This is a genomic window from Aliiroseovarius sp. S1339 (assembly GCF_023195695.1).
Classification (GTDB): Bacteria; Pseudomonadota; Alphaproteobacteria; order Rhodobacterales; family Rhodobacteraceae; genus Aliiroseovarius.
On the sequence record NZ_JALPQG010000001.1, the window covers coordinates 378,128 to 402,302 of the forward strand.

Consider the following 24,175-nt stretch of genomic DNA (forward strand, 5'->3'; position numbering starts at 1 on the left):
GCCACGCGACCGGAAAGGAAACCCAATGGCTCTGACACCCTCGTTCGAGGATTTCGAAGCCGGTTGGAACGCCGGACAAAATCAGGTGGTCTATACCCGTCTGGCGGCCGATCTGGACACTCCGGTGAGCCTGATGCTGAAGCTGACCGAAGCGCGGCGCGACAGCTTCATTCTGGAAAGTGTGACCGGGGGCGAAGTTCGCGGGCGCTATTCCATCGTTGGCATGAAACCCGACCTGATTTGGGAATGTCGCGGCGATCGGGCCCGCATCAATCGACAGGCGCGGTTTGACGCAGATGCTTTTGAGGCCATGCCGGGCAATCCGTTGGACAGCTTCCGCGCGGTGCTGGCCGAAAGCCAGATTGAGCTGCCTGCCGACCTGCCTGCCGCGTCAGCCGGGCTGTTTGGTTATCTTGGCTATGATATGATCCGTTTGGTCGAACATTTGCCGGATGTGAACCCCGACCCGCTGGGTCTGCCGGATGCGATGATGATGCGCCCGTCTGTGGTGGCTGTTCTGGATGGGGTGCGGGGCGAAGTGACGCTTGTGTCACCCGCCTTTGTTGGCGCTGGTCTGTCTGCCAAAGCCGCATATGCGCAAGCTGGCGAACGCGTGATGGACGCGCTGCGAGACCTAGACCGCGCATCACCGGGCGAAACCCGTGATCTGGGTGAAGCACGCGAGCTTGGCCCGCTGGTGTCAAACTTCAAAAAGCCCGATTATTTGGCCGCTATTGAGAAGGCCAAGGACTACATCCGGGCCGGTGACATCTTCCAAGTCGTGCCCAGCCAGCGCTGGACGCAGAACTTTCCCCTGCCCCCCTTTGCACTGTACCGCAGCCTGCGGCGCACCAACCCGTCGCCGTTCATGTTCTATTTCAATTTCGGTGGTTTTCAGGTCGTGGGGGCGTCGCCGGAAATCCTTGTGCGGGTGTTTGACCGTGAAGTCACAATCCGTCCGATCGCAGGCACCCGTCCGCGTGGCAAGACGCCCGAAGAAGATAAGGCGTTGGAGGCTGATCTGCTGGCTGACCAGAAAGAATTGGCAGAGCATCTGATGCTGCTGGATCTGGGTCGCAACGATGTGGGGCGCGTTGCCAAGATCGGCACCGTGCGCCCGACCGAGGAATTCATCATCGAACGTTACAGCCATGTGATGCACATCGTCTCAAACGTGGTGGGAGAGTTGAGCGAAGATCACGACGCGCTGTCGGCTTTCTTTGCGGGGATGCCGGCAGGCACCGTGTCGGGGGCGCCAAAGGTCCGCGCGATGGAGATCATCGACGAGTTGGAGCCCGAAAAACGCGGCGTGTATGGCGGTGGTGTCGGCTATTTCAGTGCCGGCGGCGACATGGACATGTGTATCGCCCTGCGTACGGCAGTGGTGCAGGATGAAAAGCTTTACATTCAAGCCGGTGGGGGTGTGGTTTATGACAGCGACCCCGAGGCGGAATATGAGGAAACGGTGAACAAGTCGAAAGCGATCCGGCGCGCGGCCGAGGATGCGGCGATGTTCACGCGGGGCGGGAATTAGGGGCTTTGCCCCTCTGCCTGCGGCCTTCACCCCAGGATATTTCAGGCCAGAAGAAGCGGGATTTTATCCGGCTTTGGCGTTCGGTTAAGCACTATCCGCCCAGCATCCATTTCCCTTTCGGCCAAAACGCATGGAACGCAAAGGCGAACAGGACGTCGTGCGGCACGTCGCGGCCTTTGGCGTCGCGCACCCGGATCGTGCCCACGTCGCGACCTTGTGCGATGCGGGCGGTGTCAAGAGCCGAGGCTTGACCAGCGACCCAGCTGATCACCAGCCCTGCCTCAGTTATCTTGCCTTCTTTTGAAAGGCGAGAGACTGGCCACGCGCGTTCGCCAACGCGAACGACGCGGGCCAGTGCGGGCACTCCGTGAGGGGGTTGCTCGCCGGTAAAGAAAGGGTATGGGCGGTTGCGGCTATCATAGCCCGCATAGGGGTTTTGACCATAAGGGCGGCGCGCATTTGGCTGGTCCATGACTAGGCCATCTGGGTTGCGGCTGGCAAATTCAGCCCAGCTTTCCATCCACGCAGGCAATTGTTCCAGTTGCGTGCCGTTGTGTTTGCCGACGATCCCCTCACCGATGGCCTGCTGCCACCAGCTTTCCGTTTCTCGGTCATACATCACCATGTCGGAATTTCTGAGCTTGCCTGTCACGCCGAAGGTCAGCGTCTTGCCCCCGACCCGGCGATCAAACACCATGCCCGAGTTGCAAAGTGGGCAGAAGGTGACGGCGACGGGGGTGCCACCAACGCGGTCGTTTACAATCTCGTGCCATGTCAGATAGCGCAGCGGATAGGCGCGTGGTTTATCGCCTTTGAGCTCCAAGGTCATCACCGGTTCACGCGCGCCTAGCCGAGTTTCATCGCCGACCTTGACAAATTTGGGATCACTGAGCGCGGGTATGCCATCGCGACCGGGGCCGCCTGACAGGATTTCAGTCCAATCATCGACACTGGTTCGCGTGAAATCGGTCTTGGGAAATTCCGAAGCCCATCCGTGCGGCTCGGCACGCGCGTCATGCGCCCATAGCCCTATCGTGATGGCGAGCATCGTCAGGATGATACGCATGGGGCCTCTCCTTTATGTCTGTCTGGAATTACCCTGACAGAGAAAGGAGAGGCCCCATAGCCCCCCTCACGGGGGTTTGAGAGATTGTGCGCGGGGCCTATTCGACGACGCGCACCGAGGTCATCACGTCTGGAGCGCCGGTCACCGCCCCGTTGGGGCCGTCGCCGCGTTTGATGGACTGAACCACGTCGAACCCATCTGTCACATGGCCGACAACGGTGTATTGACCGTTCAGGTTGGGACTGGGGGCGAACATGATGAAGAACTGGCTGTTGGCCGAGTTTGGATTTTGCGAGCGCGCCATACCGACAACGCCTGCAACAAACGGTTCCTGCGAGAACTCGGCTGGCAGGTCCGGATAGCTCGATCCACCCATGCCCGCGCGGCCACCATTGCCGTCAGCCTTGCCAAATTCCACGTCGCCTGTTTGCGCCATGAAGCCTTCGATTACGCGGTGAAACACCACGTTGTCATACGCGCCATCCTTGGCAAGCTGCACAATACGCTCCGCATGTTGCGGGGCCAGATCAGGGCGCAACGTGATGACGATGCGGCCTTCCGCCTCGCCTGCGACGCTGATTTCGATCTTCGGTGCGTCACCAAGCGCCACTGTGTCCACCTCGGGCGGTGTCGAGGGCAAGAACGTATAGATCGCATACCCGACGACAATTGCCACACCGGCCAGAAAGGCGGCCAGAAAGGTCCTCTTTTCACGGCGTGTGCGTTCAGTCATCAGCAGCCACCTTGACCGAGATCATCACATCAGGCTCCGCTGGCGGCTCGCCACGGGTGATGGCGTCGACATGCTCCATCCCCGACGTCACACGCCCATAAACGGTGTATTGGCCGTCGAGGAAATGGTTGTCCTTGAAGTTGATGAAAAACTGGCTGTTGGCCGAATTTGGATCCGCCGAACGTGCCGCCCCCAAAGTGCCACGGTCATGCGGCAGCCTTGAAAACTCGGCCGGAAGGTTCGGCAGCGACGACCCACCCGTGCCCGCGTGGCGCAGGGTCATCGGGTCTTTGCCGTTGGCCACGTCGCCGGTCTGCGCCATGAAACCATCAATCACGCGGTGAAAGACAACGCCATCATAGTCGCCTGCGCGCGCCAGTTCTTTCATCCGCTCGCTGTGTTTGGGGGCCACATCGGGCAGCAGTTCGATCACCACTGTGCCGCCTTTAAGCTCCATCAGGATGGTGTTTTCGGGATCTTTGTAATCGGCCATTTGGGCCTCCTGTTTGTCTATCGGTGACTTGGGTCAATTGCCCGCCAACTTATGCGCGCTTTGGGCAAGATGAAAGAGGTCACAGGCGCATTTTCGCCCCCAAACCCGTTGACCCCGGCCCCCTTTTAATGTGCAACTGCCCCGTAGCAGATGGAGAGACAGATGGCCTGGAAAACACTTGATGATATGGATCTAGACGGCATGGTTGTGCTGACGCGCGTGGATATCAACGTGCCGGTCGAAAATGGCCAAGTGACGGATGACACCCGCATTCAGCGCATTCTGCCCACCATCCGCGACATTTTGGACGCCGGCGGGAAGCCGGTTCTGCTTGCGCATTTTGGCCGCCCCAAAGGGCAGCGTGTGCCGGACATGTCGCTGTCCGTCGTGCGCCCGGCGCTGGAAGCCGCGTTGGGATGCCCGGTTAAATTCGCCGAGGATTGCATCGGCGGACCCGCCAAGAAAGCGGTTGCCGGATTGGAAAAAGGCGATGTTCTGCTGTTGGAAAACACCCGGTTTCACGAAGGTGAAACGAAGAACGATGGCGGGTTCGCGGCCTCGTTGGCGGCGTTAGGCAATGTTTACTGTAATGACGCGTTTTCGGCCGCCCATCGTGCCCATGCGTCCACGGCTGGGCTGGCGCATTTGTTGCCCGCCTGTGCAGGTCGTTTGATGCAAGCCGAACTGTCTGCTCTGGAAGCCGCCCTTGGCGACCCTGAACGCCCGGTTGTGGCGGTTGTTGGCGGGGCGAAGGTCTCGACCAAGCTCGACCTGTTGGGCAATCTGGTCAAACGGGTTGATCATTTGGTGATCGGCGGCGGTATGGCCAACACGTTTCTTGCCGCCCGGGGCATCGAAATCGGCACGTCTCTGGCAGAACACGATATGGCCGATACAGCCCGCGAAATTCTTGAAAAAGCCGACGCGGCAGGGTGCGAAATCATCCTGCCCAGCGATGTGGTCGTGGCGCGCGAATTCGCGGCGGGCGCTGCGCATGAAACCGTTGCGGTCGATGCCTGCCCTGCAGACGCCATGATCCTTGATGCTGGTCCCGAAACCGTGGCGCGCATCACCGCGGTTTTCGAGACCGCCCGGACGCTGATCTGGAACGGTCCCTTGGGCGCATTCGAGATTGAACCCTTCGACGCAGCCACAAACGCCGCCGCGAAGGCTGCGGCAGAGCTGTCTGCCGCAGGCAGGCTGACATCGGTTGCCGGTGGTGGTGACACGGTGGCCGCCCTGAACAAAGCAGATGCCGCGAAAGACTTCACTTATATTTCGACGGCGGGCGGGGCTTTCCTTGAATGGATGGAAGGGAAGGAATTGCCGGGGGTTGCGGCCCTGGGCGACTGACCGACCACTCATCGAACCAATGGAACCCGTGCCCTGAAAAGGCGCGGGTTTTTTTTGGGGAAGTATCGGGTTGACAGTTACCTGAGCGTTTTAGTAGGAAATAAACGTCAGCCAGTCGCAATCGCGATCAGCCGGAGACCTCAGGGCAACCGCCCTTCCGTGCAGGAGCGCGACAATGACCAATCCGACCAAGGGTCCTTTTCTGGCCCGAACCGATTTGACACTCTCCCTCCCCATCCTGTCTGGCCTGCGATCACTGGCCACATGGATCGAGGCGTGCCTTGAAGGAGACCACACATGACCGCCCCTCTGACCAGCTCGGCCTTTGACGGTGCCAGCCAGACCACCCCGCCACAGCACGACGCGCTGGCGTTGACCGGATCGGGGCGCAAAGCCCAAATTGTGCTCAATGACATGGTCTACACACTGACCATCACGCGGGCCGGCAAGCTGATCTTGACGAAATAGCAAGACGGCGCAGCGCGTTTCAGCTTACGTTCCAACCATCCGTTGCGCGCCCACCAAAGCACCGGAAGCAAGACCCGGAGCAATTGACCCCGCGGCCCCCAATTTCGCCCGCGGGTGTGATCGGGGGTACATTTCAATCTGCGGCGTTAGCGCCAGCAGAATTGCAAGGGTTGGCACACTCCCTTAGAACAGTGGAAATTCACCCAGATCAAAACGGGACCGACATGCCAAACCAAGCACAAATGGAACAAATCAAAGCCGGCCAAGGCTTCATTGCAGCCCTTGACCAGTCGGGCGGTTCGACCCCGAAGGCCCTGCGCCTGTATGGCATCGAAGAAGATACCTATTCGGGCGACGCGGAAATGTATGACCTGATCCACGCCATGCGGTCACGCATCGCGCAGGCCCCTGCATTTACGGGCGAGAAAGTCATCGGCGCCATCTTGTTTGAAATGACCATGGACCGGACAATCGCTGGCAAACCGACGGCAACCTTCATGTGGGAAGATCGCGGTGTGGTGCCTTTCTTGAAGGTCGACAAGGGGCTGGAAGCAGAAGTGAATGGTGCCCAGCTGATGAAACCGATGCCCGATCTGGATGCGCTCTGCGACCGCGCCGTGAAGGCCGGCATTTTTGGCACCAAGATGCGATCCGTCATCAACGCGGCCAATGCCGATGGCATCAAAGCCAACGTGGCGCAACAGTTTGAAGTCGCAAAACAGATCATCGCCCATGGCTTGGTGCCGATCATCGAGCCTGAGATCAACATCTCGATCCCTGACAAAGCGGCCGCGGAAGACTTGCTTCTGGCCGAGTTGAAAGCGCATCTGGACGCGCTGACGGAGGATCAGACGGTGATGCTGAAGCTGACACTGCCCGAGACACCGAACCACTATAAGGCGCTGGTGGATCACCCACGCGTCGCCTCTGTCGTGGCGTTGTCGGGTGGCTATTCCCGCGCCGAGGCCAACGCCCGCCTTAGCCAAAACACCGGCATGATCGCCAGCTTTTCGCGCGCCCTGACCGAAGGCCTGTCCGCGCAGCAGTCGGACGACGAATTCAACGCAATGATCGCAGACACGATCGACAGCATTTATCAGGCGTCCATCGCAGGCTGATCAAAGACAAAACCAAGCTCCGCCCGTGGCCAACGCTGCGGGCGTTTCTGTTGTGCAGGTCGTGCTGCACCATGTCGTTCTGATGAAGCCGTTATTGGCACCCTATCGGTTGCATTTTACCTTTGCGACAAAACCCTGCATACTCGTAGTTCGTTTGGTAACGGTTCGTAATTCGGTAAAAGGTCTTTCTGATGGCCAGTACGCTTCTTGGCGGCATTTCAATAAACGAAATTCTTGCTGACCCCAATGGGGCCAACAATTTCGACACCGATGGCAACGGCAACGCCCAAGGTGGCGATGAATTCATCGAGCTGATCAACACGTCGAATGCCGCCATTGATATCTCCGGATTGGAACTTTGGGACCGGGGCCGCGACAATTGGTTCACCTTTCCGTCGGGCACGGTGCTGGAGCCGGGCGCGGTCGCGGTTGTGGTCCGCAACGTTCAGAATGGCGGCAGTTTGCCCAGCGTGTCAGGCGACAACCTTGCCTTTGATGCTGACTACGGCAGCGGCGTTTTCAACAATAATGGCGACAACCTGGTCGTCTATGACCCCAACAATGACGAATTTATTCAGGCGATCTATAACGGAGACTCCGTTGACGACCCGGTTAACGGTGGTGGCTATTCCGGGTTCTCCAACACTGCGACACAGTCCGGGACGGTCGAAGACTTCGGCAACGATCAGGACGGGTTTTCGATCCAAAGGACATCGACCGGGTTCACCAATTCCCAGACGCCGACCCCCGGCGCGGACATTGTGTGCTTTGCGTCCGGCACGCTGATCGAAACCCCGGATGGCCACACCCCGATCGAACAATTGCGCGCAGGCGACCTTGTAAACACGCTGGACGACGGCTTTCAGCCCATTCGATGGATCTTTGCGCGGCGCGTCACGCTGGCGGATGTGAATGCCAATCCAAAGCTTTTGCCAATTGCGATTAGCGCCGTTTTTCAAGGCGCAAGGATGCCTGCCCGCCCTTTGCTTGTGTCACGCCAGCACCGGATTCTGATTGATGGTAAGATTGCGCAACGCATGTTTGGTGAGCCCCAGATATTGGCAGCGGCAAAAGATCTGCTTGGGTGTAACGGCATTCGGACCGTGCATCCTGACGGTGGATTTTTCTATTTCCACGTTCTGTTGGAGGGTCACCACATACTAAACGCGAATGGCATTGCGGCTGAAAGCCTGTATCTGGGACAACAAGCTTTGTCTGCAATATCACCAAGGGCGCGTGACGAATTGCAGATTTTGCTTCCTGACAGCGGTCAGGCAAAGATCCCTTTACTTCAAACGCCATCACGCCAGCTTCCTCATGGCGCGCGTGTCAAAACGCTGGTCAGACGGCATATCAAGAACAAGCGGACTGTCCCGGCGGCGTTCAACGACACGACGCTGGCACCACGCCTTCGCAGTCTCTGACCCCCGACGAACTGGCACCTGACGACAGGCTTGGCAGCGACCCACTTTTTTCGTGAACCGATTCGATTTGGGATTCACAAGGCGAATCACCTGTGCCATAGTCCCCTTGCACCACCCGAAAAGAGGTGGGCAAGAGGCAGTACATACAGATGGGAAGCCTATGGGCGCACCTCGTACACAAGCTGGTTTTGGTGGGGCGATCTACTTCGTAGTGATCGTGGGTCTTGGCCTATACTTCACCTTTGCCAGTGTGCAGGGCGACTATGGATTGTTCCGGCGCGTACAAATCGAGGCTGAGACGCGCGCGCTTATCAAAGAGCGTTATGCGCTCTCGGCCGAGATTACTGCCCTGTCCAACAAAACCCACCGCTTGTCTGACGAGTATCTGGATCTTGACCTGCTGGATGAGCAGGCGCGGTCAGTCCTTGGCATGGTGCGCGGTGACGAGATCGTACTGCGCTAGAAACCCGGTGTGGGTTGCTGAATGCACTGACCCGGCAACCCCTTCAGTCTGCGCAGCAGTTTCGACCCCGCCGGATTTGGGTTTTCCTGGTTTTCACATCATGCGTCAGGACAACGAGTGTCATGCGCCCGGTGCAAACCTGCCCTTCCTGTCCCAACGTCAAGTTTTTGTCGACCTGTAAGTCTGACTTCGGTATAAGGTAGTTTAACACTAAACTACCGCCAAAACACTGACTGACGCCAGGAGGAGGACGCCACATGGCAGCCCGCAAAAGCGCCCAGAAAAAACCCGCTAAATCAAATACATCCAAAGAAGAACTACTCTCCCACTATCGTGAGATGCTGCTTATTCGTCGATTCGAGGAAAAGGCCGGCCAGTTATATGGCATGGGTCTGATCGGCGGGTTCTGTCACCTTTACATCGGTCAGGAAGCCGTTGTTGTAGGGCTGGAAGCTGCTGCGCAGGAAGGCGACAAGCGCCTGACTTCTTATCGCGATCACGGTCACATGCTTGCTTGCGGAATGGACCCAAAAGGCGTGATGGCCGAACTGACCGGGCGCGAAGGCGGGTATTCGCGCGGTAAGGGCGGATCGATGCACATGTTTTCGAAAGAAAAGCACTTCTATGGCGGTCACGGGATTGTTGGTGCACAGGTGCCAATCGGTACCGGCCTGGCTTTTGCGGACAAATATCTGGAAAATGGCGGCGTGACCTTCACCTATTTCGGCGACGGCGCGGCCAATCAGGGTCAGGTCTATGAAAGCTTCAACATGGCGTCGCTGTGGCAGCTGCCGGTCGTCTATGTGGTTGAAAACAACCAGTACGCGATGGGCACTTCGATGCAGCGATCAAGTTCGACCCCTGATATTTACAAGCGCGGCGAAGCGTTTGCCATTCCCGGTGAAGCGGTCGATGGCATGGACGTTTTGGCGGTGAAAGAGGCTGGGCTGCGCGCCACCGAACACTGCCGGTCGGGCAATGGTCCCTATATTCTGGAAATGAAAACATATCGCTATCGCGGACATTCCATGTCGGACCCGGCAAAATACCGGACCCGCGAAGAAGTTCAGAAGGTTCGCGAAGAACGCGATGCCATCGACCATGTGCGCGACCTTCTCTTACAAGGCAAACACGCGTCGGAAGACGAGTTGAAGGCCATCGACAAAGAGATCAAAGGCATCGTCAACGACGCGGCCGAATTCTCGAAAAACAGCCCGGAACCCGCTCTTGAAGAGCTGTGGACCGACATTTACGCCTAAGCCCCGGACAGAGGAGAAGAAAAAATGGCTACTGAAGTATTGATGCCCGCCCTGTCCCCCACGATGGAAGAGGGAACACTGGCGAAATGGCTTGTGAAAGAAGGCGACTCGGTTGCATCGGGTGACATCATCGCCGAGATCGAAACCGACAAGGCCACGATGGAATTCGAAGCGGTCGACGAAGGGATCATCGGCAAAATCCTGATTGCTGAAGGCACTGAAGGTGTGAAAGTGAACACGCCGATCGCTGTCATGATCGAAGAAGGCGAAAGCGTTGATGACATCGCAGCGCCTGCAGCAGCGCCAGCCGAAACCGCTGTGCCGGAAATCACCGACGCACCTGTGGCCGCGAAGGCTGCCGCGCAGCCGATCACCCCAGTGGTCGTCGCCGAGCCAGATATTCCCGCTGGCACTGAAATGCGCGCAACCACGGTGCGCGAAGCTCTGCGCGACGCGATGGCTGAAGAAATGCGATCAGATGAGACCGTCTTCCTGATGGGGGAGGAGGTCGCGGAATATCAGGGCGCTTACAAAATCAGCCAAGGTCTGTTGGACGAATTTGGGGCCAAGCGGGTGATTGACACCCCGATCACCGAACATGGCTTCACCGGTCTTGCCACCGGCGCTGCGATGGGTGGTTTGAAGCCAATCGTCGAGTTCATGACGTTCAACTTCGCCATGCAGGCCATTGACCACATCATCAACACTGCCGCGAAAACGCGTTACATGTCGGGCGGTCAGATGTCCTGCCCCATCGTCTTTCGTGGTGCGAACGGGGCCGCTGCCCGCGTGGCAGCCCAGCACAGTCAGGATTACGCTGCGTGGTATTCGCAGATCCCCGGCCTGTATGTGGCGATGCCTTACTCGGCCTCGGACGCCAAGGGTCTGCTGAAATCGGCGATCCGTGATGAAAACCCGGTAGTCTTCCTGGAAAACGAACTGCTTTACGGTCAGAGCTTCGACGTGCCCGTGATGGACGACTACACCGTTCCGTTCGGCAAGGCGCGCATCTGGCGTGAAGGCACGGATGTGACCATCGTCAGCTTCGGCATTGGCATGAAATACGCGCTGGAGGCCGCCGACGCGCTGGCCGAAGACGGCATTTCTGCTGAGGTGATCGACCTGCGCACTCTGCGTCCGCTGGATTACGACACGGTGATCAACTCTGTCATGAAAACCAACCGCTGTATCACCGTGGAAGAAGGTTGGCCCGTCTGCTCGATCGGCAACCACCTGTCGGCAACCATCATGGAACGCGCGTTCGATTACCTTGACGCGCCGGTGATCAACCTGACCGGCAAGGACGTGCCCATGCCCTATGCCGCAAATCTTGAAAAGCTCGCGCTCGTGACCACGAAAGAGGTCATCGACGCCGCCAAAGCTGTAACCTATCGGTAAGGCCAGTTAGATGTTTGGAAGAAAAAGACCGATCAAACTGAACAATCCACTTCTCGTCGCATTCTTTGAAGACGACGGATCTTTGAATGTCCGTATCGATGCAGATCAGTTGGAAGCACCAGGTTGGGCAGGGATCATCCTTGCTGATCTTGAAACCCATTTTGCCAACGCGCTGGCTCATACCGGAAAAGCGACTTCGCCGGAAGCCGCATTGACGGATATTAGGGCCGCGTATCAGGCCGAAATTTCGCATCCTACCGACACGCCCACAGGCCACATCGAGAACTAAGGAAGAGCTATGCCAACAGAAATTCTCATGCCCGCCCTGTCCCCGACGATGGAGGAAGGCACACTGGCCAAATGGCTGGTCAAGGAAGGCGACGAGGTCGCATCGGGCGACCTTTTGGCCGAGATCGAAACCGATAAGGCCACGATGGAGTTCGAAGCCGTTGATGAAGGGATCATTGGTAAGATTCTTGTGGCTGACGGCACCGAGGGCGTAAAAGTGAACACCGCCATCGCCGTTCTGATTGAAGAAGGCGAAGAGGTCGGCGACTTGGCCACAAGCGCGTCTGCTGCTGCCGAAGCCGAGGCCGCTCCTGCAGCGGTTGAGGCTGCGGCACCCGCCGCCCCTGCACCCTCTGCCCCTGCCCCGCAAGCCGCTGATAGTGCACGCATTTTCGCCTCGCCTTTGGCGCGCCGGATTGCGGCGGACAAGGGTTTGGACCTGACGCAGATCAAAGGCTCCGGTCCCAAAGGCCGGATCGTCAAGGCCGATGTGGAAGGCGCGACGGCAACCGCACCCAAAGCAGCAATCGCTGCCGCCAGTGCACCTGCTGCGGCGCCGCCCGCGCCCGCTGTCTCCTCCGACGCGATTGCCGCTATGTATGAGGGGCGCGAGTTTGAGGAGGTCAAGCTGGACGGGATGCGCAAAATCATCGCCGCCCGCCTGACAGAAGCCAAACAGACCATCCCGCATTTCTATCTGCGCCGCGACATCAAACTGGATGCGCTGTTGGCCTTCCGTGGTCAGTTAAACAAGCAGTTGGAAGCGCGTGGTGTGAAGTTGTCGGTCAATGATTTCATCATAAAGGCCTGCGCGATTGCGCTGCAACAAGTGCCCGACGCAAACGCAGTCTGGGCCGGTGATCGGGTTCTGAAGATGAAAGCCTCGGACGTGGCAGTTGCCGTCGCGATCGAAGGCGGGCTGTTCACGCCGGTTCTGCAAGACGCAGAAATGCGGTCCTTGTCCAGCCTGTCGACCCAGATGAAGGACCTGGCCGCCCGCGCGCGCGACCGCAAGCTTGCGCCGCATGAGTATCAAGGCGGCAGCTTCGCGATCTCAAACCTTGGGATGTTCGGCATCGACAATTTCGACGCCGTCATCAACCCGCCGCATGGGGCGATCCTTGCGGTTGGTGCGGGTGTGAAAAAACCTGTGGTGAATTCTGAAGGTGCGTTGGATGTGGCGACAGTGATGTCGGTTACCCTGAGCGTTGACCATCGGGTCATAGACGGCGCGCTTGGCGCGGAGCTTCTGAATGCAATCAAGGATAACCTTGAAAACCCAATGTCGATGTTGGCCTGAATAAATATTCAGAAATAGGCATCTATTGACATGGCTCAAGGCGGACATTCCCGCCTTGGGCCATTTGCTTTTCCGACGATTAAAACTCTGGAGAAAACAATGGATTTCAAGGCCCTGCTGGACGACACGTCCGCCAACACCGACAGCTTCCGCGCCGTTCATCCCGATGCAGCCAAGGGCTTTGTCGGCATGCACCGTGCCGCGATGGGTGACGGAGCTGTTTCGACCAAACACAAGGAACTTCAGTGCATCGCCATTGGGATCGCCAAACAGTGCAATGATTGCATCGGATTCCACGTGCGCGCCGCGATCAAGGCCGGTGCAACCCGCGACGAGATTGCCGAAACGGTGTCGGTCGCGATCATGATGGGCGGTGGTCCGGGGTATATGTATGGCGCGCGCGCCCTACAGGCCTTTGACCAACTGTCACGGTAAGTGGTCTGGCCGACAAAACAAAAGGGCGGCGCAATCGCGTCGCCCCTCGTCATCTCGCAGGTTTATCACCCGGCTTTTGCGTGTCGGTTACCCGGCAACGGCGACAAGAAAAAGTGTTGAAAACCCAACAACTGTCGCAAACCAAATCTGTTTCATCTCGGATCCCCGGTGTTTGTTATCGGGTCCGTATAGATGAAGTCTGCGCATTAGGACATTGATCTATCTCAAATCTGCGGATTTCCGCCGACGGCTACTGGATCAAGGTTTGATCCATATTGATAGAGGGGCAGTCGCAACCCGCCTCGCCAACGATCCGTGCCGGGACACCCGCAACCGTTTTGTTGCTGGGAACTTCTTCCAACACGACCGAGCCTGCCGCTATACGCGAGCATGTACCGACCTTGATGTTGCCAAGTACCTTCGCACCCGCCCCGATCAGGACGCCATCGCCAATTTTCGGATGACGATCTTCGTGTTCCTTGCCCGTGCCGCCCAGCGTCACCGAATGCAGCATCGACACGTTGTCGCCCACGACAGCTGTTTCGCCAATGACGATGGAATGGGCATGGTCGATCATGATTCCGCGCCCGATGCGGGCTCCGGGGTGAATGTCGATGCCATATACTTCGGAACAGCGCATCTGGATGAAATAAGCTAGGTCTTTGCGCCCTTGCATCCAAAGGTGATGTCCAAGCCGATAGGCCTGCATCGCTTGAAACCCTTTGAAATAAAGCACGGGCTGCAGCATGCGGTTGCACGCCGGATCCCGATCCAAAACGGCCGTTATGTCGGCACGCGCGGCGTCGGACAAGTCCGGGTTCTCGGAATAGGCTTCGTCTGCAATTTCACGGAGCAACACCATGCTCATCTCATTCGAGCTCAACTTGGCCGCAAAACGATAGGACAACGCCTTTTCCAATGTCCGGTGGTGCAACACGCAAGCGTGAATCAACCCGCCCAGCAACGGCTCGTCGGACACCGCCTGTCGGGCTTCAGCAGTGATCCGATCCCATACCGGCTCAATCTTGGTCACAGTCGCGCGTTTTTCGGCCATTATCTTTCCTCACGTTGAACGCCTTTGATACACCAGATAGGATCAGAGTTCAAAATGCAAAGCCGTGATGGCAAAGATATGCGATATGAATGAAACCCAAATCCAAAGCTTTAGAAAACAGTTGATGGACACGCTGGATGCCTTGGACCGAGGCGATGCGCGCGGCGCGGCCGGTCAAAGGACCGTCGAGCTGGATCAACAGGCTGTCGGGCGGCTGAGCCGCATGGATGCACTGCAAAATCAGGCGATGGCCAAGGCCACAGGCGCCCGACGCGCCGCGCAACGCACCCGCATACAAGCCGCCTTTTCGCGGATGGATGAAGGCGAGTTCGGCTATTGCGAGGATTGCGGCGAAGACATTCCATCGGGTCGTCTTGATCTGGACCCCTGCGCCACGAAATGCGTTAGCTGCGCGATCGGCTAAGCGCTGCGCGACGGTCATTTCGCGCTTTCAGGGCGGCAAACACCGTCATCATGCAGTCGACATAGTCGGGATCGTTCAGAAACGGCTCGGCGGTCCGTGGCAGAGACATGGCAACCGACCCAAGGCTGCCATTGCCCCATGTGGGATGCGCCCGACCCAGCGCCAATCGGTACCGGTCCGCTGCTTCGGCGCGGTGCAGCATTGCCAGCATTGCGCCGGGTCGTTTGCGGGCCGGAAGTGCAAGAAGCGCACATCCGGCCGCAGCGACATCTCCTGGCAAGACAGGACGCATGGGTTACAGCGCCACATCAAGCCGGGTGAAGGGTCCCGTGCCGAACCGATCCGATATCTGGGCGACCTCAACCACATAGGAACCATTGACGAGATCAGCACTGCGCATGGCCGCATCATAGCTCCACGCCGGGGTCGACACCTCGACCTGCCGCTTCACCGATCCACCGTCAATCACCCGCACGCGATATCGCTCGGCCGCCTCGCCCAGTGGCACATCGCCGTCGTCCCAACTGTCACCGTCAATGCGGGTACGCCTGATCCAGCTGATCGCGTGATCCCCCATGGCTTCGCGCGCCGACAGATGGACGGGCGCATAGGGGCGCAGTCCGATCCCTTTGAACGCATGCACCTGATGCAGGAAGGACGGGTCTGACAAGGGCTTGCGGGCCGGGCCGATGCGGTAATGCCGGTTTAACCCACGCGCCGAGGAAGCCAGCCTGACCTGCGCCTGATGGCCGCCAAGCAGCACGAAATAGCTGCCCTCCGGCCATGTCGACGGCACAAGGGCATCTGTGCCCGCCTGCCCTCTGAGACGCGCCGTCAACTCATAGGTGCGGTCATCAACCAACTCGGCCCCGGCAAACTGGAATACCTCCCAGTTATCCGGGCTGCCGTCTCCGATCACCGCCACATTGGCACCGTTCAACATGTCATCGACTGACGTGGCGAACAGCGTGCCGTCAGTCAGTTTCACGCGCAGCGCCGGACCACGATCAATCACGCCTGACGGCGCGCGATCAAGTGCGGTTTGCGTCACGCCGATAATCGACGGCTGAGTGATCAAGCGGTTGAGCCCATAGCCGTTATCGGTGACCGAGCTGTAAAGCGCCACGCGCCCCGGCCATGGTCGGGCGGCCACTGCAATGCGCGGCTGGTGCGCGACCTCGTCCCCGGTCATTAAAGGCAGGTCCATGAACAGCGGAAACACCGGCGCGGGCGGGATGTATGGTTTGACCGCCGGAGCAGGCTCGACGCTGTCGGACGGTTGGAACAACCCCGGCTCAACCCGCACCGCCCGAATGGTCTGCACCCCGCCATGATCCACATGATCCAGACGATATTGTTCGGTCCCCGCGTCGGTTGTCAGTTCGATAACGTCGCCAGCGCCCTTTGAAAGTTCGGACGGCGGCAGCGCGAAGGTCGCCTTGTCCCGCGCCACGCGCGCCTCAGACAGCCAGCGTTCGACGATCGCACGCGCCTCGACCCGGGTCATGATCAGCGGTATTTCTGAGGCTGCGACAGATCGACTGGTTTCATCAGGGAAGATCGCTTCGACCGAACGCACGTCATAGTCGCCTTCGCCTTCGACATAGGTCAACCGGACGCGGCCTGCGATCTCGGCCTCGGGATCACGCACCCGTTCGAGCGTAGTATCGCGTTCCGCCGACAGCGCCATCTTTTCAGGATCAAGAACGTGATCCGACCGACCGGTGCGTGTTTTGAAGATCAGGATGCCTTCGCGTTCGGTCACCTCGAACCCATAGGCCAACATCAACGGCTGCAGCGCCGCGCGCGCGCCACCAACCTGGTCAACGATGTACCCACGCACCAATCCATAAAGCTTCGATACATCATAGCGTGTAACGCCGGATCGCTCGCAGATTTCGGCCACGACCGAGGCGAGCGAACGTGCCGACACCCGCCCGTTCAGCCAATGGCCACGGTCATAATTCGCCCCATCGCTCCACAATCCTTTGCGGTTTGGGAATTGTGGAAAGGGGCGTGCATCCCACGCCCAGACATGCGCGCGGCTCATATCAAGCATCTTGACGCCCGTTGCGCTGTGGGTCGGATTATTGGCAGGCATTGCCCAATGATCATATATCGCCCGCAGATATTGCGCCTGCATCTGGTCGTCACGCCGCCCGTTCGAATAGCGCGGCTTTGAGCTTTCCGAACTTTTCGGGTCCAGAAACTTGTTGGGCTGGTTCGTGCCCTTGTCGATGGCCGCGCAGCCAAGCTCCGTAAACCAAAAGGGTTTCGAGCCGGGCAGCCAGCCCGTCGGATCAGTCTGGCGCACGCCACCCACTCGGTTGTGGTGCGAACGTTTCCACCAGTTGCGCAGGTCCTTATAGCGATAAACCCACGGCTCATCATGCGCGCCATCCGTGATCGGGGTGCGGATTTGAAGATCGCGGGCATCGGCGTTCTTGTAATACCAATCAAACCCCTCGCCGCCTTCAATGTTGGATTGAAGATACGTCAGATCGTAGATCGACCCGTGATGAGCATCCGCATGGTCAAACCCGTCACGCCAATCGGACAAGGGCATGTAATTGTCGATGCCGATAAAGTCGATCTGTGGGTGGGCCCATAATGGATCAAGGTGATAGAATACATCCCCTGACCCGTCATGCGGATGATAACCAAAATACTCCGACCAATCGGCTGCATAAGAGATTTTGGTCCCCGCGCCAAGGATGGCTCGCACATCGTTTGCCAGCGCGATCAGTTGGTCAACGACAGGGAAACTGTTGCCCGGACCGCGTATTTGGGTGAGTGCGCGCAACTCCGATCCGATCAGGAAGGCATCCACGCCACCCGCAGCGGCGCATAGATGCGCGTAGTGTAGGATGAAGTGGCGGTAGGAAAAACCGGCGGGGCCAGAGTAACTGACACCATTTGGCGTGACCGTGAAGTCGCCGGGCTGCGCATTGCCAAAGAAGGCCGCAACTTGCGCAACAGCCCCGGCGGTTCCGTCAGGTGAGGCGACATGGCCGGGCGCATAAGACGTCGTGATCCGCCCGCGCCACGGCAAAACCGCCTGCCCCAGATTACCTGTCCACGGATCGGGCAACGTGTTGCCTTTCATCTGTTCCATTAGGATGAACGGATAAAAAGTGGCTTTGCGCCCGTTATCAGACGCCAGCGCAATCGCCTCCATCACCGCACGGTCGGAGGGCGTACCCCCATAGATTGGACGATTTTGCGGGTCTTTCGGCACCAAACCGGCTTGCCCCCTGCTGACGCCCGAGACACTCCAAGGCATGCTGTCGCCATCGACGGCGTGTTGTTCAACGCGCGGGCGGATGCGACAATTTCCGCAGCGCAGATCGTCGCCGAACCACGACACGACCAGCGCCGTATTGCGACAATTGGGCATTTCCTGCTGCATCATCCGGTAAGAGGTCTTGAAATCCGTCCAGCCAGACGGCGTGTTCATGTTCGACCCCTCAACCGCACCGGGGCCGCTTTTGTAAAATACGGGCGTGGTGGCCAGTGAGTATTCGCCGGTGCCGGGGATCAGCGCGACCGCACGCGTGCCGCGCGCCACTTCTTTGGGCTGGTTGCGTTGTTCGGGCCGCAGCACCTCGAAACTGAATTGCGGCACACGGTTGCCGTACTGACCCAAGGGTAAATCTTCGATCACAACATAGGCGATCCCACGATAGGCCGGGGCATGGCCTGCCCCTTTGACCGCTTCAATCTTGGGGTCGGGAAGTTGGGTATTCGTGCCCTTGTAGACCCGCATGTTCAGATCAGTGCGCGATACCTCGTTTCCGTCAGCCCAGATCCGGCCAACGCGGGTAATCTCGCCTTCGCACAAGGCGATCGCCAGGCTGATGGAATAACTATAGGTCGTCACTTCCGGCTCGGGCGGGGATGGCATCCCTTTGCCGCCGCCGCCACCTGTCGTGGTCACAGATTCCTTGAACCGGGTGGCCCAGATCACCTGCCCGCCCAACCTCGCACGGCCATATACCATGGGGATAGCCGTCCCTTCGGACGCACCGGTCAGACGCATACGGTCCACCTTGCCGGTTTCGACTGGTTCGGACCCCTCACCCAGAATGCGATTGTCGATAACCTGACCGACGGTCGCGCCGATGGCCTTACCGATCACCACTGATGACAGGCCAAGCACGCCACCACCGATAGAGGCACCTGCGGCTGCGCCGACTGCGGAGAATAAGATCGTTGCCATCAATTTGTCCCTTCAGGAAATGAAAAACACGCCACGATGCGGCGGGCCCAAGGGGCCGACAGCGAGTTTTCGACGACGCCGTGGCCTGAGTAGGCGTGGATAAACGCGGGGGCGCTACCGGCACGGGTCAATATGCCCAGATGCTTGGCGACGGCGCCGCGCTGCATCCGAAACAACAGCACATCGCCGGGCCGTGCGTCATTGTCGGGGCGTTCTTGCATATGCGCTCGTGCGGCACTCCACAGAGTTTCAAGCCGCGCCGCTTCCGACCAATCGGCCGTATAGGGTGGGACAAGCGCGGGCTCTGCCCCCAAAACGGCCCGCCACACGCCGCGGATCAAACCAAGGCAATCACACCCGCCGCCTTGGCACGACGCCTGATGCACATAGGGCGTGCCTAGCCATGCGCGTGCCTCGGTGACGATTTCACTCCGCAAGCTATCCATCTCAGCTGCCCGAGATCGGCGAGAATGGGTTTTCATCATCGCCACCCAATATGGACAAATCAGGAATCTCATTTACCTCCCGCGCATCGCCGCCGTCGTTCTTTCCATGCCCGACGGGATAAGACATCAACCAATCCTCACCCGGCACATCTGGGAAGCCACGGTAGTTCAGGAAATTGTTGAATTTAACACGACAGGTGTTGGAAAGCTTGTCACACCCCGCTTCCAATCGAACCATATCGCCGGGTTCCATACGCTCTCGTATAGCTTCCCACAATTCGATGACCCGGGCGCCGCTGCTACCCCTGCGATCGTTCTTGATAAGGCCCGACAGATCCTTGGCTGCGCCCGATAGCACGGTGAACCGCCCCCTCTCAAACCAACGATTGGGATAGGACGACATATCGGCCAGCTGAAATGTGGTTTCGTTCTCGTTTTCACCGATCGGCAGGTCAAGCTGATAGCCCGTCTGGTTCAAGTTGAAACGGCATGACCCATCGCCAAGCACCGCAGAACAAGGCATTTGATAGGTTCGCCCCTGCGGCTGGTTCAGTTTCTCAGACAGGCCATTCAGCTCTGCGCGAAACCCACCGGCTTCACGGGCAAGCTCTCCGACAGTGCCGCGAAACCGCAGATACCGCTGGTCTGTGTCTGTCCAGTTGACCAGCCAAGCCTCAACCTCGGCCCCGTCATAGCGTCCCGCGCGGATGTCTTTCTCGGTGATTGAGGTATCGTTCAGCACACCCAACGCCTCCGTATTGTCGACCGACAATCCGGTTGTTTGGCTTAACGCGCGTGCGGTCATTCCGGTGTCGGCGCGGTAGGTCACGCCGCCAATTTGCAGGTCAAGATCATGGTCAGTAAAGCCGTGCACCACACCGTCGCGCCGAGTGACTTTCCAACACCGCGCCACTGTTGTGACGCCGTGGCCCAGATGAGCTTCGAGTTCAGGGGACAACGCCATCAGACACGCACCTCCACCACAGGCACGTTCGGCGCATCACCTGCCTGAAACGACGCAACCGATGTGTGAATACGATCCGTATCAAAGCGCACCGGCACGTCGAATTCATATCCCGCTGTGACTTCGGCCCCGGTTTCAGGTGCTGTCACAAAGGTGATGCGGCCCGTGCTGTAATCCACCGTGAAATGCGCACCCTCGGCCAAAGGGTCACCCTTCAGACCCAGCTTTACTGAACCTTCAACTGGTTTTTGGATGGGTCGCTCATAGGTTTCCGTGCCTGACCTATAGGTTTTGATCAGCGTAAATTCCAACGTCTCACCATCCCCCCAGGCGATGATTTGGTCTGTGTATTCAGGTGGCTTCGACGGCAAACTGCTTTTGTAGTCGGACCAGTCCTTCCAACGAAACCCGACAAGTTGGCCGCGCCGTGCTTCAAAAAAAGCGATCAGCGTTTCAACATCATCAAGCGACCGCATTCCGATCCCCGCATCATAGCGGCGGCGCGAATGCTCCCACGGTGTGTTGCGTTCTTCGAAACCATTGGCCAACGTGACCACTTCGGTGCGCCGCTCGGGCCCACCAACGGACCCGAAACTCAGATTTGCCGGAAACCGGACCTCGTGAAAAGACATGGGCGAAACCCTCCTAGGCTCGTGAAAATCGTGATCTAGCGGTGGCGCTGACCGCGCGACAGCGCGCGCGACATCTGGGCCGCGATCTGGCTTTGCGACCGCTTGAACCCCTCAACGTCAGGCGTCGAAACATTCATGGTGATGTTGACGGGTCGACCACCCCCGCCCGCCTGCACGCCCAAGCGACCATCTGCGCCTCGCGCAAGTGGCATGATGGCTTCCGGCCCTGCTTCGCCCATCAGCCCGGTTGCACCGCGCATCGGGAAGGTCGTCGGGCTGGACACCACGCCGCCCTTGGCAAAAGGCAACACGCGACCTTGCGCAAACGCACCGCCATTTTCAAATGGCAGGAACGCATTGGTCAAAGCACCAATCCCCTGCCCCAGAATGTCACCAAAGTGACCGGTAACGGGCTTCATAGCTGCGTTATACGCGGCATCAGTCATCGACTTTGCTACGTCCTTCAGCGCGTCGGACAGCTTCATGCCATCAAACACCAGCACGTCAAACGCTTTGCGCAATCCTGACGAAATCCCCGACGACAAGGTGTTCACATCAGCACTCAGGTCCGAAACCGTCGAATGCATACCTTTGAGTTCGAAGACAAACCCGGCGGTCATCGCTTGCGCGCCACCAAGGGCCGTTTCAAGCGCGTCGATCTGTTCGTCAAAGCTGTCAATACTGTCCAATCCAGCCATCACTTTTCTCCTTCCAAGGGGGCCGAGGTCGCGTCGGGGAACGCCAAGGCCAATTCTTCCAGCCGCGATCTGAGGCAAGGCGCGGGTTGGTCATCAAGACCCGCAAGCACGATCAGCTCGATCGGTGTCAGCGCCCAGAATTGCTCTGGGCGCAACCCCAGCCGACCCAGGCCAAGACGCATGAGGCCGGGCCAGTCGAATGCAGGTATGTCGCTCACGCGGTCGGCTCGCGAGCGTCAGGCTGGGCAAAGGCGCGACTTAGAAGCTGCCCCGCCGCTTGTGCTGCCCTGACTGGACCGCCTTCGATCTCGGCGGCCAGCAGATCCTGCGCACCGCCCCGCCAGCCGCCACCACGAAGTCCCGCCACGATCAGGGCCAACACATCCCGGCTTGAAAAAGCACCGCTCTCGAACCGTTCGACCAGCCCGATGATTGTGTCTTCGCCCAGTTGCGCCTCTAACTCAGCCAAGGCGCCCAGCGTCAGCTTCATGACGCGCGGTTTCGCGTCGATCACCAGGGTAACCTCGCCCGTCCACGGATTTGCCATGATCAGAGCGCCGTGAAGCTGAGTTCGCCAGCCGACGCCATCGACAGCTCATATGTCGCCTCGCCGTTATGCGATCCCGCATATTCGATCGAAGTGATCATGAACGGGCCTTCGACCACACCAAACTCGGGCACGATCACCTGAAAGTTCGGCACTTCATTGTCGAAAAATATCTGCCGGGACCGTTCGTCGGTGGTGGCGTCCTTGAACACCCCCGAGCCCGAGATCGAGGCCGATTTCACACCCGCCCCGCCCAAAAGCTCGCGCCAGCCACCCGTGCTTTCCAGACTGGTGACATCGACGCTTTCCGCGTTGAAGCTTAGGCGCGTTGCCCGAAGGCCCGCAATGGTCTCGAACACGCCGGTGTTGGTCATGTCGAGCTTGATCAAAAGGTCCTTGCCGTTTTGCGCAGCCATGGGATCACTCCGTTGTTAAGGGTTAGTCGTCTTGAACGCGCGCGCGGAACTTCAGGTCGATCCGGCGCACATCGGCGTCCTCGACCCGACGCGCCCGCGCACGATGAAAATTCAGGTAAACAAGGCTGCCACGTGTCAGCGTCAGAGTGGCATCCACCAGCGCGTCACTTACCGCAGCGGCCACGTCCTTGGCCCCTTGGAAACCAGCGGCATCCGTGACCACGCTGATTGTGATTTCATGCACAGCGCCGTGGCCGGTCATGTCAGACCGCTCGCGCACATCCTCTGGCCCAAGGCTTACATACGTGCCGGTGATGATGCCCGCTGGCACCGCGTCATAGATCGCGCCGGAAACCAACGTGGACAACGTCGCGTCCGCAACGAGGCATTGGTAGACCGCCTGTTGCAAGGCCGCTGAAACGCCATAACTCATGCCGACACCTCCTCTTGTGCGAAACAGGTCAGGAACTGTGCGCCCGCATCGGCTTCCGTGACCGCAAGGATGCGAAAAACACGCCCGCCTGCGCGGAACCGTTGATCGGGCTGGGGCCGCGATGGGGCACCAACGGGCGCAGCGCGCACCGTGATGCGAAACGCGATGGTTGACACTGTTGCAAATCCTGCCGCACGTTCGCGTCCTGTACGCGGTTTGATCTCGGCCCATAGCTCTCCCAATGTTTGCCAGCTCTGGGTGAAGCCACCGGCGCCATCGGGCGTGCGGACAGGCGCTTCAAGGGTCAGCTTGCGGTTTAGGATGGGCGGCTTCATCGTGCACCTCCGCCGCCGAACAGACGCACCGTCCGATAGCGTTGGATCAGCGCCGCGACCGCAGAAGGCAATTGGCTCTGACCCATCGTGCCTGTGCCACTATCCGACCGGTTTTCGTAAAAGCTCGCGGCCAGCATCAGCACCGCTTGGGCAAGGTCGGCGGGCATGTCAGACCAAGTCGGACCAAATCCGGCCTCAAAACCGATGATCACTTGCCCGCCCACCGGGATTGCCGGCAGGCAGATCCCCGTCGACACCAATCGCGGACGGTGCATGTCAGCTTCCAGCACATAGCGGCTAGTGGCGATCAGTTCTGACCCTCCCAAACGATCGGTAATCGACAGGCTGCTGATTTGGCTGACCGGGGCCACCGGCAAGGCTTGCGTGGCAAGATCGCGCCAAGCGGTAAGCGTCCAGGTAAAGCTGCGGGACAGAAGGATCTTGCCAGTACGCGCCTCGATGGCGGCCATGGCGGCCCTTAGATAGGCCTTCAGCACCGTATCCTGCACCCCGTCATCGGCAAACCCGGTGCCAAGCCGCAAGTGGTCCTTGAATTGGGCGACCGGAAGGGCCGTGCCCGGCACTGTGGTCTGCTCGACTAACATCATGGATCATCTCCGAAATTCGGGCCCCTCACGTCATGGGGGATGGGGTGGGCGCGCACCTTCCGCATTG

At 59.0% G+C, this 24,175-nt stretch carries 29 protein-coding genes; 13 read left to right on the plus strand and 16 right to left on the minus strand.

The window, feature by feature from the left end:
- Positions 1-25 precede the first annotated feature (25 nt).
- The gene (gene trpE / locus MUY35_RS01635; RefSeq protein ID WP_248363374.1) at positions 26-1,534 is read left to right on the plus strand and encodes an anthranilate synthase component I; all 1,509 of its coding nucleotides are present in this window, start codon (positions 26-28) and stop codon (positions 1,532-1,534) included.
- A 91-nt stretch (positions 1,535-1,625) separates the two neighbouring features.
- Here the strand turns inward: trpE and MUY35_RS01640 are convergent, their stop codons facing one another.
- The 3 genes from MUY35_RS01640 to MUY35_RS01650 form a co-directional block, all read right to left on the minus strand.
- Entirely contained in the window at positions 1,626-2,600 is a 975-nt protein-coding gene (locus MUY35_RS01640; RefSeq protein ID WP_248363376.1) for a DUF3179 domain-containing protein, read from the minus strand.
- A 97-nt stretch (positions 2,601-2,697) separates the two neighbouring features.
- Entirely contained in the window at positions 2,698-3,333 is a 636-nt protein-coding gene (locus MUY35_RS01645) for a peptidylprolyl isomerase (protein WP_248363378.1), read from the minus strand.
- Positions 3,326-3,826, minus strand: a complete 501-nt coding sequence (locus tag MUY35_RS01650; protein WP_248363380.1) for a peptidylprolyl isomerase — start codon at positions 3,824-3,826, stop codon at positions 3,326-3,328. The genes MUY35_RS01645 and MUY35_RS01650 overlap by 8 nt, the downstream gene beginning before the upstream one ends.
- A gap of 162 nt (positions 3,827-3,988) precedes the next feature.
- Here MUY35_RS01650 and MUY35_RS01655 point away from each other — a divergent pair, with 162 nt between their 5' ends.
- The 11 genes from MUY35_RS01655 (at position 3,989) to MUY35_RS01700 (ending at position 13,332) form a co-directional block, all read left to right on the plus strand.
- Positions 3,989-5,179 carry a phosphoglycerate kinase gene (locus MUY35_RS01655; protein ID WP_248363382.1) on the plus strand — a complete coding sequence of 397 codons (1,191 nt, stop codon included), beginning with the start codon at positions 3,989-3,991 and terminating at the stop codon, positions 5,177-5,179.
- 175 nt (positions 5,180-5,354) lie between these two features.
- Entirely contained in the window at positions 5,355-5,480 is a 126-nt protein-coding gene (locus tag MUY35_RS17060; RefSeq protein WP_282569150.1) for a hypothetical protein, read from the plus strand.
- A complete protein-coding gene (locus tag MUY35_RS01660; RefSeq protein WP_248363384.1) occupies positions 5,477-5,647 on the plus strand; it encodes a hemin uptake protein HemP in 171 nt (56 codons plus the stop codon). Before MUY35_RS17060 ends, MUY35_RS01660 begins: the two co-directional genes overlap by 4 nt.
- 224 nt (positions 5,648-5,871) lie before the next feature.
- The gene (locus tag MUY35_RS01665) at positions 5,872-6,765 is read left to right on the plus strand and encodes a fructose bisphosphate aldolase (protein ID WP_248363386.1); all 894 of its coding nucleotides are present in this window, start codon (positions 5,872-5,874) and stop codon (positions 6,763-6,765) included.
- A gap of 191 nt (positions 6,766-6,956) precedes the next feature.
- Positions 6,957-8,189, plus strand: a complete 1,233-nt coding sequence (locus tag MUY35_RS01670; protein WP_248363389.1) for a Hint domain-containing protein — start codon at positions 6,957-6,959, stop codon at positions 8,187-8,189.
- Between the two features lie 160 nt (positions 8,190-8,349).
- Positions 8,350-8,652: a septum formation initiator family protein gene (locus tag MUY35_RS01675; RefSeq protein ID WP_248363391.1), complete on the plus strand. Its 303-nt coding sequence runs from the start codon at positions 8,350-8,352 to the stop codon at positions 8,650-8,652.
- A gap of 257 nt (positions 8,653-8,909) precedes the next feature.
- Entirely contained in the window at positions 8,910-9,911 is a 1,002-nt protein-coding gene (gene pdhA, locus MUY35_RS01680; protein WP_248363393.1) for a pyruvate dehydrogenase (acetyl-transferring) E1 component subunit alpha, read from the plus strand.
- A gap of 24 nt (positions 9,912-9,935) precedes the next feature.
- Positions 9,936-11,309, plus strand: coding sequence for a pyruvate dehydrogenase complex E1 component subunit beta (locus tag MUY35_RS01685; protein ID WP_248363395.1), 1,374 nt, complete (start codon positions 9,936-9,938; stop codon positions 11,307-11,309).
- Positions 11,310-11,319: 10 nt separating this feature from the next.
- Positions 11,320-11,598 carry a DUF5076 domain-containing protein gene (locus MUY35_RS01690; RefSeq protein WP_248363397.1) on the plus strand — a complete coding sequence of 93 codons (279 nt, stop codon included), beginning with the start codon at positions 11,320-11,322 and terminating at the stop codon, positions 11,596-11,598.
- Positions 11,599-11,607: 9 nt separating this feature from the next.
- The gene (locus MUY35_RS01695; RefSeq protein ID WP_248363399.1) at positions 11,608-12,897 is read left to right on the plus strand and encodes a pyruvate dehydrogenase complex dihydrolipoamide acetyltransferase; all 1,290 of its coding nucleotides are present in this window, start codon (positions 11,608-11,610) and stop codon (positions 12,895-12,897) included.
- 99 nt (positions 12,898-12,996) lie between these two features.
- Positions 12,997-13,332, plus strand: a complete 336-nt coding sequence (locus MUY35_RS01700; protein ID WP_248363401.1) for a carboxymuconolactone decarboxylase family protein — start codon at positions 12,997-12,999, stop codon at positions 13,330-13,332.
- 250 nt (positions 13,333-13,582) lie between these two features.
- Here the strand turns inward: MUY35_RS01700 and cysE are convergent, their stop codons facing one another.
- Positions 13,583-14,386: a serine O-acetyltransferase gene (cysE, locus tag MUY35_RS01705; RefSeq protein WP_248363403.1), complete on the minus strand. Its 804-nt coding sequence runs from the start codon at positions 14,384-14,386 to the stop codon at positions 13,583-13,585.
- A gap of 85 nt (positions 14,387-14,471) precedes the next feature.
- On the opposite strand from cysE, the gene MUY35_RS01710 reads away from it, so the two are divergent.
- Positions 14,472-14,810: a TraR/DksA family transcriptional regulator gene (locus MUY35_RS01710; RefSeq protein ID WP_248363405.1), complete on the plus strand. Its 339-nt coding sequence runs from the start codon at positions 14,472-14,474 to the stop codon at positions 14,808-14,810.
- Here the strand turns inward: MUY35_RS01710 and MUY35_RS01715 are convergent.
- The 12 genes from MUY35_RS01715 to MUY35_RS01770 are packed head-to-tail and all read right to left on the minus strand — an operon-like array spanning position 14,791 to position 24,108.
- Positions 14,791-15,102 (minus strand): hypothetical protein, encoded by a 312-nt coding sequence (locus MUY35_RS01715; protein WP_248363407.1) that lies wholly within the window; start codon positions 15,100-15,102, stop codon positions 14,791-14,793. The two genes, MUY35_RS01710 and MUY35_RS01715, sit on opposite strands and share 20 nt — an antisense overlap.
- Positions 15,103-15,105: 3 nt before the next feature.
- Positions 15,106-19,029, minus strand: coding sequence for a glycoside hydrolase/phage tail family protein (locus MUY35_RS01720; RefSeq protein WP_248363409.1), 3,924 nt, complete (start codon positions 19,027-19,029; stop codon positions 15,106-15,108).
- Positions 19,029-19,475, minus strand: a complete 447-nt coding sequence (locus tag MUY35_RS01725) for an NlpC/P60 family protein (RefSeq protein WP_248363411.1) — start codon at positions 19,473-19,475, stop codon at positions 19,029-19,031. The genes MUY35_RS01720 and MUY35_RS01725 overlap by 1 nt, the downstream gene beginning before the upstream one ends.
- A 1-nt stretch (position 19,476) precedes the next feature.
- Entirely contained in the window at positions 19,477-20,439 is a 963-nt protein-coding gene (locus MUY35_RS01730; protein ID WP_248363413.1) for a DUF2163 domain-containing protein, read from the minus strand.
- On the minus strand, positions 20,439-21,071 hold the full coding sequence (locus MUY35_RS01735) for a DUF2460 domain-containing protein (RefSeq protein ID WP_248363415.1): 633 nt from the start codon (positions 21,069-21,071) through the stop codon (positions 20,439-20,441). Before MUY35_RS01735 ends, MUY35_RS01730 begins: the two co-directional genes overlap by 1 nt.
- 35 nt (positions 21,072-21,106) lie before the next feature.
- Complete coding sequence (locus MUY35_RS01740) at positions 21,107-21,769, minus strand: phage tail tape measure protein (protein WP_248363417.1); 663 nt, start codon at positions 21,767-21,769, stop codon at positions 21,107-21,109.
- Positions 21,769-21,978, minus strand: coding sequence for a phage tail assembly chaperone (locus MUY35_RS01745; RefSeq protein WP_248363832.1), 210 nt, complete (start codon positions 21,976-21,978; stop codon positions 21,769-21,771). The genes MUY35_RS01740 and MUY35_RS01745 overlap by 1 nt, the downstream gene beginning before the upstream one ends.
- A gap of 5 nt (positions 21,979-21,983) precedes the next feature.
- Entirely contained in the window at positions 21,984-22,316 is a 333-nt protein-coding gene (locus MUY35_RS01750) for a gene transfer agent family protein (protein ID WP_248363419.1), read from the minus strand.
- A gap of 2 nt (positions 22,317-22,318) precedes the next feature.
- Entirely contained in the window at positions 22,319-22,732 is a 414-nt protein-coding gene (locus MUY35_RS01755) for a phage major tail protein, TP901-1 family (RefSeq protein ID WP_248363421.1), read from the minus strand.
- A gap of 22 nt (positions 22,733-22,754) precedes the next feature.
- Positions 22,755-23,165 carry a DUF3168 domain-containing protein gene (locus MUY35_RS01760; protein ID WP_248363423.1) on the minus strand — a complete coding sequence of 137 codons (411 nt, stop codon included), beginning with the start codon at positions 23,163-23,165 and terminating at the stop codon, positions 22,755-22,757.
- A complete protein-coding gene (locus tag MUY35_RS01765) occupies positions 23,162-23,500 on the minus strand; it encodes a phage head closure protein (RefSeq protein WP_248363425.1) in 339 nt (112 codons plus the stop codon). The genes MUY35_RS01760 and MUY35_RS01765 overlap by 4 nt, the downstream gene beginning before the upstream one ends.
- Positions 23,497-24,108, minus strand: coding sequence for a head-tail connector protein (locus tag MUY35_RS01770; protein WP_248363427.1), 612 nt, complete (start codon positions 24,106-24,108; stop codon positions 23,497-23,499). The genes MUY35_RS01765 and MUY35_RS01770 overlap by 4 nt, the downstream gene beginning before the upstream one ends.
- Positions 24,109-24,175 lie beyond the last annotated feature (67 nt).